The 11,674-nt window shown below is 64.2% G+C and carries 16 protein-coding genes; 4 read left to right on the forward strand and 12 right to left on the reverse strand.

The features are described 5' to 3' along the window. The first annotated feature begins 139 nt into the window (after nt 1-139). Nucleotides 140-997, forward strand: coding sequence for an OmpA family protein (locus tag A3736_RS01775; RefSeq protein ID WP_067678585.1), 858 nt, complete (start codon nt 140-142; stop codon nt 995-997). 103 nt (nt 998-1,100) lie between these two features. Here A3736_RS01775 and A3736_RS01780 read toward each other — a convergent pair whose 3' ends face one another. From A3736_RS01780 to rpmF, 5 genes are all read right to left on the reverse strand, one after another. Then, nucleotides 1,101-1,505, reverse strand: a complete 405-nt coding sequence (locus tag A3736_RS01780; protein WP_067678435.1) for a MerR family transcriptional regulator — start codon at nt 1,503-1,505, stop codon at nt 1,101-1,103. Nucleotides 1,506-1,527: 22 nt separating this feature from the next. Beyond that, the gene (locus tag A3736_RS01785; RefSeq protein ID WP_067678438.1) at nt 1,528-1,824 is read right to left on the reverse strand and encodes an integration host factor subunit alpha; all 297 of its coding nucleotides are present in this window, start codon (nt 1,822-1,824) and stop codon (nt 1,528-1,530) included. 104 nt (nt 1,825-1,928) lie between these two features. Next, nucleotides 1,929-2,894, reverse strand: coding sequence for a beta-ketoacyl-ACP synthase III (locus tag A3736_RS01790; RefSeq protein WP_067678442.1), 966 nt, complete (start codon nt 2,892-2,894; stop codon nt 1,929-1,931). Continuing rightward, on the reverse strand, nt 2,891-3,940 hold the full coding sequence (gene plsX, locus A3736_RS01795) for a phosphate acyltransferase PlsX (RefSeq protein ID WP_067678446.1): 1,050 nt from the start codon (nt 3,938-3,940) through the stop codon (nt 2,891-2,893). The genes A3736_RS01790 and plsX overlap by 4 nt, the downstream gene beginning before the upstream one ends. A gap of 22 nt (nt 3,941-3,962) precedes the next feature. Continuing rightward, nucleotides 3,963-4,142 (reverse strand): 50S ribosomal protein L32, encoded by a 180-nt coding sequence (gene rpmF / locus A3736_RS01800; RefSeq protein ID WP_067678449.1) that lies wholly within the window; start codon nt 4,140-4,142, stop codon nt 3,963-3,965. Between the two features lie 199 nt (nt 4,143-4,341). On the opposite strand from rpmF, the gene A3736_RS01805 reads away from it, so the two are divergent. After that, nucleotides 4,342-4,740, forward strand: a complete 399-nt coding sequence (locus A3736_RS01805; RefSeq protein ID WP_197465460.1) for an MAPEG family protein — start codon at nt 4,342-4,344, stop codon at nt 4,738-4,740. 4 nt (nt 4,741-4,744) lie between these two features. On the opposite strand, the gene A3736_RS01810 is transcribed toward A3736_RS01805, so the two are convergent. The 4 genes from A3736_RS01810 to A3736_RS01825 all read right to left on the reverse strand — a co-directional run bounded on the left by A3736_RS01810 (nt 4,745) and on the right by A3736_RS01825 (nt 7,059). Beyond that, nucleotides 4,745-5,386 carry an MBL fold metallo-hydrolase gene (locus A3736_RS01810; protein WP_067678588.1) on the reverse strand — a complete coding sequence of 214 codons (642 nt, stop codon included), beginning with the start codon at nt 5,384-5,386 and terminating at the stop codon, nt 4,745-4,747. Nucleotides 5,387-5,482: 96 nt separating this feature from the next. Then, complete coding sequence (locus tag A3736_RS01815) at nt 5,483-5,770, reverse strand: hypothetical protein (protein WP_067678451.1); 288 nt, start codon at nt 5,768-5,770, stop codon at nt 5,483-5,485. 96 nt (nt 5,771-5,866) lie between these two features. Next, a complete protein-coding gene (locus tag A3736_RS01820) occupies nt 5,867-6,253 on the reverse strand; it encodes a hypothetical protein (protein ID WP_067678455.1) in 387 nt (128 codons plus the stop codon). Between the two features lie 107 nt (nt 6,254-6,360). After that, nucleotides 6,361-7,059, reverse strand: coding sequence for a LexA family transcriptional regulator (locus A3736_RS01825; RefSeq protein ID WP_067678458.1), 699 nt, complete (start codon nt 7,057-7,059; stop codon nt 6,361-6,363). A 126-nt stretch (nt 7,060-7,185) separates the two neighbouring features. Between A3736_RS01825 and A3736_RS01830 the strand changes: the two genes are divergently transcribed. Both A3736_RS01830 and A3736_RS01835 read left to right on the forward strand, forming a co-directional pair. Further along, on the forward strand, nt 7,186-7,371 hold the full coding sequence (locus A3736_RS01830) for a hypothetical protein (protein WP_067678461.1): 186 nt from the start codon (nt 7,186-7,188) through the stop codon (nt 7,369-7,371). Beyond that, a complete protein-coding gene (locus A3736_RS01835; protein ID WP_233999170.1) occupies nt 7,364-7,732 on the forward strand; it encodes a hypothetical protein in 369 nt (122 codons plus the stop codon). Before A3736_RS01830 ends, A3736_RS01835 begins: the two co-directional genes overlap by 8 nt. A 43-nt stretch (nt 7,733-7,775) precedes the next feature. Here A3736_RS01835 and A3736_RS01840 read toward each other — a convergent pair whose 3' ends face one another. The 3 genes from A3736_RS01840 to cysS form a co-directional block, all read right to left on the reverse strand. Then, on the reverse strand, nt 7,776-9,209 hold the full coding sequence (locus A3736_RS01840) for an aldehyde dehydrogenase family protein (protein WP_067678466.1): 1,434 nt from the start codon (nt 9,207-9,209) through the stop codon (nt 7,776-7,778). Nucleotides 9,210-9,272: 63 nt separating this feature from the next. Continuing rightward, complete coding sequence (locus A3736_RS01845; RefSeq protein ID WP_067678469.1) at nt 9,273-10,211, reverse strand: D-2-hydroxyacid dehydrogenase; 939 nt, start codon at nt 10,209-10,211, stop codon at nt 9,273-9,275. Beyond that, nucleotides 10,208-11,671 (reverse strand): cysteine--tRNA ligase, encoded by a 1,464-nt coding sequence (cysS, locus tag A3736_RS01850; protein WP_067678594.1) that lies wholly within the window; start codon nt 11,669-11,671, stop codon nt 10,208-10,210. The genes A3736_RS01845 and cysS overlap by 4 nt, the downstream gene beginning before the upstream one ends. Between the last annotated feature and the right edge of the window lie 3 nt (nt 11,672-11,674).

The raw sequence follows: 11,674 nt of genomic DNA on the forward strand, positions 1-11,674 counted from the left end.
CAGCACTCGACCCGCCCGCCCCCCGATGCCTCATTTTTGACAGATTCGTTCATCCGGGCGACAGGCCGCGATGGCACCCGGCCCGCTTTCTCTCGAAGCACGGCCCGGCGCCGCGTTTCCGTTCGTGAAGGAGCAAGCAATGAACACACTCACCGCCGCGCCCCGCGCGCTTGCCATCGCCGCCGCGATCGCCCTTCCCGCCACCGGGCTTCACGCCCAGCAGGACCGCGTTCAGCCGGAAACGGTCGATGTCTATGGATCCGCCCTTGTGGAAGGGCCCGATGTCGAGGGGATCATCTCCGCCCGGCGCGACAATCGCATCCAGATCACCGCCGATGACGGCACGAACACCGTGGTCACGATCGACCAGGAAACGCGGGTCAAGGGCAAGGGCGGCTTCCTGGGCCTCGGCAACAAGGACATGGCCGCCGATGCGCTGGTCAACGGCCTGCCGGTCAGCGTCGAAACCCTACAGACCGCGGATGGCGAGCTGGTCGCGAGCGCGATCGATTTCCGCAACAAGGATCTCGAATTCGCCTCGATGATCCAGCGCGGCACCGCTCAGGGTTTCGCCGAGCAGACCGCCGCCACCGATGCGCTGCGCAGCCGCGTGGGCGACATCGACCAGTATAATGTGAAGGGCACGACCAATGTGTTCTTCGACACCGGCAAGGCCCAGCTTTCGGGGCAGGCGCAGGCCGATCTTTGCGCCGCCGCCGCGCAGGCCGACAGCACGGACAACGCCCTGCTGCTGGTGGTGGGATACACCGATTCGACCGGCGATTACGAATTCAACCAGGAATTGAGCGAGAAGCGCGCCGCGCGCGTGGTCAATTATCTCCAGCAGCAATGCGGCTGGAAGCCCTACCGGATGCTGACGCCGACCGGCATGGCCGAAGCCGATCCCCTGGCCGACAATTACACCGAGCAGGGCAAGGCACAGAACCGCCGCGTGGCGGTGAACATCCTCGTGAGCAAGAGCGTCGACGGGCTGTAAGACGGTTTCAAGACCGGACTGGCGGGGGCGGAAGCGATTCCGCCCCCGCTTCGTATCCGGATCTCTGTCGAAAGGCCGCGCGCGCAGCCGGGGCCGGGTGGGATCAGGCCGCCAGAGCGGCGCGCAGATCGTCCCGTATGGCCTTGAGGCGCGGGAGGATTTCGGACACGTCCTCTGCGCCCTTGCTCGCAGCCGCGCTTTCGCCCCGCGGGGCCGATGAGGTATCTTCAGCCGAACGATTGCCCTGCTCGCGAAGCGCCGCCTGCGCACCTTTCAGCGTATAGCCGTCACGATTGACCAGCCGGTCGATCCGCTCGATCAGGGCGATATCGGCAGGGCGGTAATAGCGGCGATTGCCGCTGCGCTTCAGCGGCTGAAGCTGCGCAAACTGCTGCTCCCAATAGCGCAGGACGTGTTGCTTGATGCCGAGCGCGCGGGCGACCTCTCCGATGGTGCGCAGGGCGCCGTCATCCTTGCCGTCTTCGAATGTGGCGTCGAATTCAGCCATGCGTCCCTCCCGGCAAGCGCGATCACCCTTGGGCGATGCGGTCCTTCAACAATTGGCTGGCGCGGAAAGTCAGCACGCGGCGCGAGGTGATCGGAACTTCGACCCCGGTCTTGGGATTGCGGCCGACACGCTCGTTCTTGTCGCGCAGCACAAAACTGCCAAAGCCGGAGATCTTCACGTTCTCGCCATCGCTCAGCGCGTCGCACATATTCTTCAGGATCGCTTCGACCATGTCGAGCGATTCCGCACGGCTGAAACCCATCTTGCGATTGATGGTCTCAGCCAGATCGGCGCGGGTTAATGTGCCCACGGAGCGCATGTCGCTTCCTTTCCTAACAGGTGCGACCCTGTATCGATTAACCTAAGTCTATAGGCGCAGGGTACGAAAGCTGCAACCAAAGGGGCCGAAGCGTCCCGAAATGGTCACATGCGTGCGAGCGCGGCACCCCAGGTGAAGCCGCCGCCCATCGCTTCGAACAGGACCAGATCGCCCTCTTTCACACGCCCGTCGCGCACCGCCACATCGAGCGCGAGCGGAACCGAGGCGGCCGAAGTATTGGCGTGGCGATCCACGGTGACGACCACCCTTTCCGCCGGCAGGCCCAATTTGCGCGCCGTCGCATCGAGGATGCGCGCATTCGCCTGATGCGGGACCACCCAGTCGATCTGGTCGACCGCGATACCGGCCTCCTCGATCGTTTCCCTCAGGACTTCGGCGAGATTGACGACCGCGTGGCGGAAAACTTCGCGCCCGCGCATTCTGAGCTTGCCGACCGTGCCGGTGGTCGACGGGCCGCCATCGACATAGAGCAATTCCTTGTGCGCTCCGTCGGCATGCAGCTTGCTGGCAATGATGCCCGGGCCGTCTTCCGCGACCTCGCGCGCCTCTAGAACGACTGCCCCCGCCCCGTCGCCGAAGAGGACGCAGGTGGTGCGGTCCTCCCAGTCGAGAATGCGGCTGAAGGTTTCCGCGCCGATCACAAGCGCCTTTTTCGCCATGCCCGTGCGCAGCAGCGAATCGGCCGTCGCAAGCGCGTAGAGGAAGCCGGAACAGACCGCCTGCACGTCGAAGGCCACGCCGCTATTGCAGCCCAGCGCGTGCTGGACCTGCGTGGCGGTGGCGGGAAAGGTGTGGTCGGGCGTTGCCGTGGCAAGAACGATCAGGCCGATCTCGCTCGCTTCGACACCCGCAGCGTCGAGCGCACGGCGCGCGGCTTCGGTGGCGAGGCTGGAGGTGGTCTCGTCCTCTTCGGCGAGATGGCGCTGGCGGATGCCGGTGCGCTCGACGATCCACTCGTCGGACGTGTCGATCCGCTCCGCCAGATCGGCATTGGTAAAGACCTGGCGCGGCAGAGCCGAGCCGGTACCGGTCAGGACCGAGCGAATCACTTCGCGTTTCCGGTCGCCGCGAAGCCGGTATCCGACACTTCACCCAGATCGTGGGCGATGCGGTTGACGATATCGTCTTCGAGCAGGCGTGCAGCGACCTTCACCGCGTTGGCGACACCCTTGGCATTGGCGCTGCCATGGCTTTTGACGACCACGCCGTTGAGTCCGAGGAAGACCGCGCCGTTGTGGTTGTTGGGATCGAGATGGTGCTTCAGCAACTCGGTCGCGGGCCGCGAGACGAGGAAGCCGACCTTGGACCGGATCGAGGAGCTGAAGGCCTGCTTCAGCAGATCGGTGACGAAGCGGGCCGCGCCTTCGATAGCCTTGAGAGCGATATTGCCGGAAAAGCCATCGCACACCACCACGTCGCACTGGCCGCGATTGATCTTGTCGGCTTCCACGAAGCCTTCGAAATCCATCGCCAGGCCCGTCGCCGCACGCAGGCGGTTGGCGGCTTCCTGAATGTCCTCGGTGCCCTTGGTTTCCTCGGTGCCGATATTGAGGAGGCGCACGCGCGGACGCTCGCGCCCCGTTACAATGCGCGAATAGGCGGCGCCCATGATCGCGAACTGGACGAGATTGCGCGCGTCGCATTCGCGATTGGCGCCCAGATCGAGCATAATCACGTCGTCGTCGGTCAGCGTGGGAAGCAGCGCGGCCAGCGCGGGCCGATCGAGCCCCGGCATGGTGCGCAGGGCAAGCTTGCTCATCGCCATCAGCGCGCCGGTGTTCCCGGCGCTGACGGCGGCACCTGCCTCGCCCCGCTTCACCGCATCGACGGCGAGGCCCATGCTGGTGGTCTTGGCCCGGCGGAGTGCGCGGCTGGGCTTTTCGTCGCCCGCGACCACATCCTCGCAATGGAGGATTTCGGACGCGCCGCGCATGTTGGGATGCTCTTCGAGCGCGGCTTCGATCCGCGCCCGGTCACCCACCAGCAGGAATTTGAAGCTGTCGTGGTCGCGACGCGCCAATGCGGCGCCTTCGACCATGACGCGAACGCCCTCGTCGCCGCCCATCGCGTCAACGGCGATACGCGGCAAGCTCATGGCGTTCTCCGGTCGCTAACGGTCAGAGACCGACGGCGATGACTTCGCGGCCGTTGTAGAAACCGCAATGCGGGCACAGATTGTGCGGACGCTTCAGTTCGCCGCAGTTCGAGCATTCGTGATGTGCTTCGACCTTGAGCGAATCGTGCGAACGGCGATTGCCGCGGCGGTGGGGCGATACTTTTCTTTTGGGGACGGCCATGGCGGCACCTGTTCCTCAATCAATTCGAATGGTTGGTGGCCGCCCTAGGGGAAGGTCCGGGACCGCACAAGAGCGCGGCAGACCGAAAATTCCAACCCGTGACGGTGAAGGCGGGCGCTATAGCGATATTTTCGCACGTTGCAAGCACACTGGCCGGGCCCTAGCAGAGCGTCTCACGCAAAACCGGGGAACCTGCCGCATGGATATCGTCCTGCCGATCACGCTTACCTCCGCCGCTGCCGCGGCGCTGATCAATATCTGGCTCGCTTTCAGAGTCGGCCAGCTGCGCCTGGCGACCAAGACCAGCCACGGGGACGATGGCGGCGGACCGCTGACGCGGCGGATGCGCGCGCAGCTCAATTTCGTCGAGAACACCGCCTTCTTCCTGATCCTTATCGCCGGAATCGAACTGGCCGGGCACGGCGATCTGTGGCTGTCGGCCACGGCGGGCATCTATCTGCTGGCGCGTGTGGCCCACGGGATCGGCATGGACGGCGAAAACCCCACCCTGCCCCGCAAGGTTGGCGTGATCGTCACCTTCGTGACGCAGCTCTTCCTGGCGGGCTATGCAGTGGGGATTGCGCTCGCCGTGATCTGATCCGTCAGGCCAGCGCCGCGTCGCTTACGAAGGCGTTGGTCTTGCGCTCCTGCCCGAATGTGCTGGTGGGGCCGTGGCCGGGGATGAACGTCACATCGTCCCCCAGCGGCCAGAGCTTGGTCACGATCGCATCGATCAGATCCTGGTGGTTGCCCATCGGAAAATCGGTCCGACCGATACTGCCCTGGAACAAAACATCGCCGACCAGAGCGAATTTGCTGGGGCGATGGTAGAAGATGACATGGCCGGGCGTGTGGCCGGGGCAGTGGAAGACTTCCAGCTCCAGATCGCCGACCGTGACCGTCTCGCCCTCTTCCAGCCAGCGATCGGGTTCGAAGGTCTGGCCGTGGACGCCGAACCGCGCCCCGTCGTCGTCGAGCCGGGCGATCCAGAACCGATCCGCTTCGTGCGGGCCTTCGATGGGAACGCCCAGTTCCTTGGCGAGAATGCCCGCTTCGCCGCAATGGTCGATATGGCCGTGCGTGAGCAGAATCTTTTCAAGCTCCACGCCGGAATTCTTCAGCGCCGCCTTCACCTTGTCGAGATCGCCGCCCGGATCGACCAGCGCGCCCTTATTGGTGGCGGTGCACCATATCAGCGAGCAATTCTGCTGGAGCGGCGTGACGGGGATGATGCCCGCCTTCATCGGCGGATTGCGGGGCGGTGTAGTCGTCGTTTCGGTCATGCCGCGGAGATGGCCCAGCGCCCCCGGCTTTGCAATGCCGCCCCGATCGGGTGGCCGTTACGCGGCCTTCGAAAGCCGCCGCCGATTGGCGCGCACGGTCTTGCCGAAATGGGATAGGCCGCGCCGGGTGACGGTGGCGGCGCTATCGGTGGGCGAGGACCAGAGGGCGAAGGGCAGCATGACCATGGCGAGCATCTTTTCCTCGACCATGCGCTGCGCCTCGCGATCGCCCAACGCGCCACCCTGCGCGATCCGCATGGTGCGAAGCCCGATGACAGTCATGGCGTCGAGGGAAAGGAGCCAGGCATCGAACCCGATGCCTGGCCAGGGATTCTTGGTGAACATAGCGGCTCCTTCATAGCGAGCGCGAAAGGAAGGGAATTTCCGAGGCCGCAGGACCGGCTCGCCCACCACTACGTCGAAATGAGAGTCGGCTTGAAGTCAGCCCAAGCGGAAATCGACGATCCGCCCATCACTGCGGAACGTGCAGCCGAATTCATCGCGGCGCGAATCGCGCGAATCGATCCGGCCGATCACGCGCACGGCATTGCGGTCGATCTGCTCAACCCGGTCGATCGCCACGCGGCCATATTGCGAGGCCTGGCGTCCGCAGGCGTTGAAGGCCGCGCGCTCGAAATCGTTGCTGTAATTGGTCCCGTAAAGATCGTCCCCGCGATAGGGTTCGTACCCGCCCGAGCCGCTGCGATATGTGTCGCCGCCGAGAATTCCGCCAAGCCCGCCGAGGCCGCCATAGGCCGAACAGCCGCCCAACAGGACGGTCGCGGCGAGAGCGGGGATGAGGCGGATGGGGATAAGGGACGTCTTCATGGCGATGCTCCTGCAAGATCAAAGATTTGCGTGCCCACTCACGCAGTCGATGAAGCTCATACGAACGCACGCGCCTCTCGTTCCAGCGCACGCCAAACCAGGCGCATTCACATCCGCCCGCCCTTCCACACCACGCGGCCGATCACTTCGACCTCGTCCCGCGCAAGCTCGATCGGTGCATAGGCGTCGTTGGCGCTGACCAGAGCGATCCGGCCCGGCGCGCTGGCCTGGATCTGCTTGACGTGGAGCGCATCTCCGATGCGGACGACGAACACGCCCTCGCCCGTGCGCCGCGTGCGGTCGACGAAGATTTCGTCACCCGAACGCAGCAGCGGCTCCATACTGTCGCCCTCGACCCGGATGGCGGACAGATCCGCCCCGTCCAGCCCCATCTCGCGCAGCCAGCGCTTGGAAAATTGAAAGGTGTCATAGGAAATTTCCTCCGCGCCTACCGATCCCGGCCCCGCCGACGCTTCGAGCGGAAGGCGCGGCACCGAGATATACGCGTCTTCGCGCGAAGCGACCGGCGGATTGGCGGAGGACTGCCCGGCTGGACGAGCAAGCGAGCGAGTGGCGATGGCGTCGCGCGCGACTCCGAGAAACTCCGCGATCCGCAGCAGGTCAGGCTCGTCGAGATGGCGGGGGCTGCCGCGATTGAGATATTGATGGAGATAAGCGGGATTGCGCCCGATCAACCGCGCCAGCGCGCTCAGCGTGTGGCCCTGCTCCTTGGCAATGGCAGCGAGCCGCGCGCGCGCATGGCGCTCCTCGGGATCGAAACGGTCGAGCGGTTCCTGCCTGTCCATGAGCGGTCCTTTCCGAGTGCCGCGTTATATTTTTCCTATAGCTTAGTATTTTTCCTAGACAAGTAGGATTTCGACTGGAACGTATCGTGAACATCAAGCGACTCGTCACCTGCCACAGAGGGAAACATGCTGCTTCGCAAAGTCGAGAAATTCCTCCGCCGCCACCGCATGGCCGCCACCACCTTCGGACGCCTCGCGGCGCGCGATCCGCGATTCGTGCTCGATCTGCGGCGCGGACGCGAACCGCGCGGGCGCACCGAACAGCGCGTCACGCGCTGGATGAACGATTACGAGGAGCCGCTGTATGTCTGACGTTATGACCTCCGCGCTCGTGGTCGCGAAACCGCCGAAACGCGCTCGCAAGACTGCGGCAGACCGACTTCGCGACGCGTTACTGGCTCTGAGCGAGCATCGGGGCCAGCTTCTCGCGCAGTCCGAGCGTGCCTGGGCCAGCATCACCTTCGCAGGCGCGCGGCATGGCTTCATTCTGCTGTTCGCAGGCGAGGACGCGGTTGCGGCGGGCGAGCGCTTCATAGCCGCCCTGCCCGATCACGAATTCGCGCTCGCCGGCCAATTGGTGGCGGATGCGACCGTCACCGAAGTCGAACACCGGCTTTTGCCGAGCCCGCGCCTGATCGTGACCTGCGAGGTGTTGTTGCTGGAAGAAGGATGACGGTCGGGCGGGAGGGGATAGGTCCCCCACCGCCCGATCACGATCAGTTCCGCCTGATCACCATGTTCCGGATCTCGGTCATGTCCTCCATCGAAAAGCGGATGCCTTCGCGTCCCAGGCCGGAGTTCTTCACCCCGCCATAGGGCATGTTGTCGACGCGGTAGCTTGGGATTTCGTTGACCATCAGCCCACCGACATCGACTCGGTCCCAGGCTTCGAGCACCTTGAACAGATCGCGCGTGAAGATGCCCGCCTGAAGGCCGAACTCGCTGCGGTTCACTTCGGCCAGCGCATCGTCCCATTCGCGGAATTTCATCAGCACGGCGACCGGGCCGAACGCCTCTTCGTTGACGATCTTCGCCGCGCGATCGACGTTTTCGAGCAGAGTCGCTTCGACCAGCCGCCCGTCGCGCCCGCCGCCGCAGAGCACTGTCGCGCCGTTATCGACCGCCTCGCCGATCCAGCTTTCCAGCCGCTCGGCCTCGTCGTCGTCGATCATCGGGCCGATGAAGGTGTCGCGCTGTTTGGGGTCGCCAACCTTCAGTTCCTTCGCCGCAGCGACCAGTTTTTCCCGGAATTCGTCATAGACGTCCTCGTGGATCACGATCCGCTGGACGCTGATGCAGCTCTGGCCGGACTGGTAGAACGTGCCCTTGATCACGCGCTCGCACGCATCGTTGAGATCGGCGTCGTGGTCGATGACGACAGCGGCGTTGCCGCCCAGTTCGAGCACGACCTTCTTCTTGCCCGCCTTGGCCTTGAGCGCCCAGCCGACCGTGTCCGATCCGGTGAAGCTCAAGAGCTTAAGGCGCTCGTCCTCGGTGAATAGATCCGCGCCGTCGCGGCTGGCGGGCAGGATGCTGAACGCGCCCTCAGGCAGATCGGTTTCGGCCAGAATTTCCCCGATGATCAGCGCGCCCAGCGGCGTCTTGCTGGCAGGCTTGAGGACGAAGGGGCAGCCCACCGCGAGAGCGGGCGCGATCTTGTGCGCGGCGAGGTTGAGGGGGAAATTGAACGGCGAAATGAAGCTGCACGGACCCACCGGCACGCGCTTCCACATCGCCTGATAGCCTGCCGCGCGCTCAGATATGTCGAGCGGCATGACCTCGCCGCCCATCCGCACGCTTTCCTCCGCAGCGATTTCGAACGTGTCGATCAGGCGGTCGACCTCGCCCTCGCTATCGCCGATGGGTTTGCCCGCTTCAACGCAGAGCGAATAGGCCAACTCGTCATAACGTTCGCGAAACCGCTCCACGCAATGCATCAGCACCGCCTTGCGCTGATAGCTGGCGAGCCGTGCCATCGGCTCTGCGGCGCGGACGGTGCCGGCAATGGCCTTGTCGATGATCTCGGGCGTGGCGAGCGCAGTCTTGAACGCGACCTCGCCGGTGAACTTGTCGGTGACTTCGAGATCGGTGTTGGGCTGCTCCGCCTTGTTGCAGAGGTAGAGCGGGTACGTGTCTTTCAAGGTGGGCATAGTGGTCTCCGTTTCGAGACATTAACGGCGGCCCACCGTGTGACGTTCCGGGTTACGGTCCGCTCAATAACCGAGCGTCAGATCCATCTGCGGCGCGACTTGCTCGCCATCGTGCCAGCGCTGAAGATTCTCGATGAAGCGATCGGCGGACCGCATGAACATCTTCGTCTGCGCGCGGCCCGAAAGGTGCATGGTGATCTGCGCGTTATCGAGCGGCCAGAGCGGGTGATCCTCGGGCAGCGGTTCCGGATCGGTCACGTCGAGCAGCGCAGCCTCGATCCGCTTTTCTTCGAGTGCGGCAAGGAGCGCGGGCTGATCCACCACGTCGCCGCGCGCGATGTTGACGAGGACGGCGGTGCTTTTCATCGCCGCGAGTTCCTCCGCGCCGATCATGCCGACCGTTTCGGGCGTGGAGGGGACGGCAAGCACCACCCAGTCGAAATTGCCGAGCTGGCCGCGCCATTCGTCCGGCGCGAGCGAATTTTCGTGGCGCGAGCGGCGCACCGGCACGACGTCCATGTCGAACGCTTCCAGCCGCGTCTTCACCAGCGATCCGATCGCGCCGAGGCCCAAGAGCAGCACCCGCTCGCCCGCCAGTTCGCGTTTGCCGGGGCTGTCCATCAGCCATTCGCGCCGGTCCTGCGCACGCACCACGTCGCGGTAACCCTTAGCGTGCGCCAGCATCAGCATGACCGTGTATTCGGCGATCGTGATCGCATTGATGCCGACCCCGTTGGTGACCGTGACGCCGCGTTCATCGAGCAGGTCGAGGGGGAGGAAATCGAGCCCCGCATAGATCGAATTGAGCCATTTCAGCGACGTTGCGGCCTTCACCACCTCCACCATCGGTTCGGGATGGGTGAAATCGAACCAGCCGATTTCGGCCTGCGGCGCAAGCTCCAGCGCCTCGTCCTTGCTGGCGAACCACAGCGGCTCGACCCAGTCGGGCAGGCGCGGCTCGACCAGCGGGCGGATCATGGCGGAGAGGACGGCTTTGGTCATGCGAGCTTCCATTCCCAGCCTAGCGGATCGCCGTCCATCACTTCCACGCCCTTGGCGGAAAGGCTGGCGCGGATCGCGTCGGAAGTGGCGAAATCCTTGGCAAGGCGCGCTTCTTTGCGGCGGAGCAGATCGGCCTCGATCTCGGCTTCGGTGATCTGGGCGTTCTTTGGACGCAGGCGCAGGTCGGTGCGCTTCAGCCGAAGCAGATCGAGGCCGAGCACCCGGTCCATCTCTTCTACAACGGCGCGTTTCATTCCGGCATCGACCTTCTTCACCGCCAGCGCGTCTTCCAATGCCGTGAGGACGACAGGGGTGTTGAGATCGTCGGCAATCGCATCCTCGAACCTCGTCAGGATGGGTGCGAATTTGGGATGCTCGGCGACCGCCTGCGAAGGTTCGTCGCGCAGCTTTTCGACCGCCATCACCAGCCGCTTCAACCGGGTCAGCGCGGCCCCCAGCCCTTCCCAGCTGAATTCCAGCTCGCTGCGGTAATGTGCCTGGAGGCACATCATCCGATAGGCGAGCGGATGGTAGCCCTTGTCGATCAGCAGCTGGAGCCGCAGAAACTCGCCCGACGATTTGCTCATTTTGCCCGAACGCTCGACGAGGAAATTGTTGTGCATCCAGATCTTCGCGCCGGAATGCGTCGCCTCGTCCAAGCCCCCGGAAACTTTGCCAGAGCCACAGAAGGCTTGGTTCTGCGCAATCTCGTTTGGATGGTGGATTTCGCGGTGGTCGATCCCGCCGGTGTGAATGTCGAAGGGGAAGCCCAGCAGCTTCTCCCCCATCACCGAACATTCCAGATGCCAGCCCGGCGCGCCCTTGCCCCAAGGGCTGTCCCATTCCATCTGCCGCGTCTCGCCCGGCGGCGTCTTGCGCCAGATCGCGAAATCGGCGGCGTTGCGCTTGCCTTCGACCGTCTCGATCCGCCCCTCACCCTCTTCGGTGATGGCACGCGCCAATCGGCCGTAATCCGCGATGGTCGAAACGTCGAAATAGAGCCCGCTGTCGATTTCGTAGCAATGCTTGTCCGCGATGCTCTTCGCAAAGTCGATCATCGGCTCGATGTAATCGGTGGCGACCGACCATTGCGATGGCTGGCGGATATTGAGAGCGCGCACATCCGCCTTGAACGCCTCGGTATAATGCTTTGCGATGTCCCAGATGGACTGCGATTTCTGCGCTGCCGCCTTTTCCAGCTTATCCTCACCGGCATCGCCATCGTCGGTCAGATGGCCGACATCGGTGATGTTGATGATGTGGGTGAGATCGTAGCCCTTCCAGCTCAACGTCCGCCCCAGAACGTCCGCGAACACATAGGCGCGCATATTGCCGATATGCGGGTAGTTATAGACCGTCGGCCCGCAGCTATAGACGCGCGCCTCGCCCGGATGGACGGGAACGAAGGGCTCAACCTGCCTGTTAAGAGAGTTGAACAGGCGCAAGGGAGCGTCGGTCAGGGC

This window comes from Erythrobacter sp. HI0063 (assembly GCF_001635685.1).
Classification (GTDB): Bacteria; Pseudomonadota; Alphaproteobacteria; order Sphingomonadales; family Sphingomonadaceae; genus Qipengyuania.

Excerpts from the sequence above, each read along its gene's own strand:
- A3736_RS01830 (WP_067678461.1), top strand. The coding sequence starts at position 7,186 with ATGCTGCTTCGCAAAGTCGAGAAATTCCTCCGCCGCCACCGCATGGCC.
- A3736_RS01805 (WP_197465460.1), top strand. The coding sequence starts at position 4,342 with ATGGATATCGTCCTGCCGATCACGCTTACCTCCGCCGCTGCCGCGGCG.
- A3736_RS01815 (WP_067678451.1), bottom strand. The coding sequence starts at position 5,770 with ATGTTCACCAAGAATCCCTGGCCAGGCATCGGGTTCGATGCCTGGCTC.
- A3736_RS01785 (WP_067678438.1), bottom strand. The coding sequence starts at position 1,824 with ATGCGCTCCGTGGGCACATTAACCCGCGCCGATCTGGCTGAGACCATC.
- A3736_RS01810 (WP_067678588.1), bottom strand. The coding sequence starts at position 5,386 with ATGAAGGCGGGCATCATCCCCGTCACGCCGCTCCAGCAGAATTGCTCG.
- A3736_RS01835 (WP_233999170.1), top strand. The coding sequence starts at position 7,364 with ATGTCTGACGTTATGACCTCCGCGCTCGTGGTCGCGAAACCGCCGAAA.
- rpmF (WP_067678449.1), bottom strand. The coding sequence starts at position 4,142 with ATGGCCGTCCCCAAAAGAAAAGTATCGCCCCACCGCCGCGGCAATCGC.
- A3736_RS01840 (WP_067678466.1), bottom strand. The coding sequence starts at position 9,209 with ATGCCCACCTTGAAAGACACGTACCCGCTCTACCTCTGCAACAAGGCG.
- A3736_RS01820 (WP_067678455.1), bottom strand. The coding sequence starts at position 6,253 with ATGAAGACGTCCCTTATCCCCATCCGCCTCATCCCCGCTCTCGCCGCG.
- A3736_RS01845 (WP_067678469.1), bottom strand. The coding sequence starts at position 10,211 with ATGACCAAAGCCGTCCTCTCCGCCATGATCCGCCCGCTGGTCGAGCCG.
- A3736_RS01780 (WP_067678435.1), bottom strand. The coding sequence starts at position 1,505 with ATGGCTGAATTCGACGCCACATTCGAAGACGGCAAGGATGACGGCGCC.
- A3736_RS01825 (WP_067678458.1), bottom strand. The coding sequence starts at position 7,059 with ATGGACAGGCAGGAACCGCTCGACCGTTTCGATCCCGAGGAGCGCCAT.
- A3736_RS01775 (WP_067678585.1), top strand. The coding sequence starts at position 140 with ATGAACACACTCACCGCCGCGCCCCGCGCGCTTGCCATCGCCGCCGCG.
- plsX (WP_067678446.1), bottom strand. The coding sequence starts at position 3,940 with ATGAGCTTGCCGCGTATCGCCGTTGACGCGATGGGCGGCGACGAGGGC.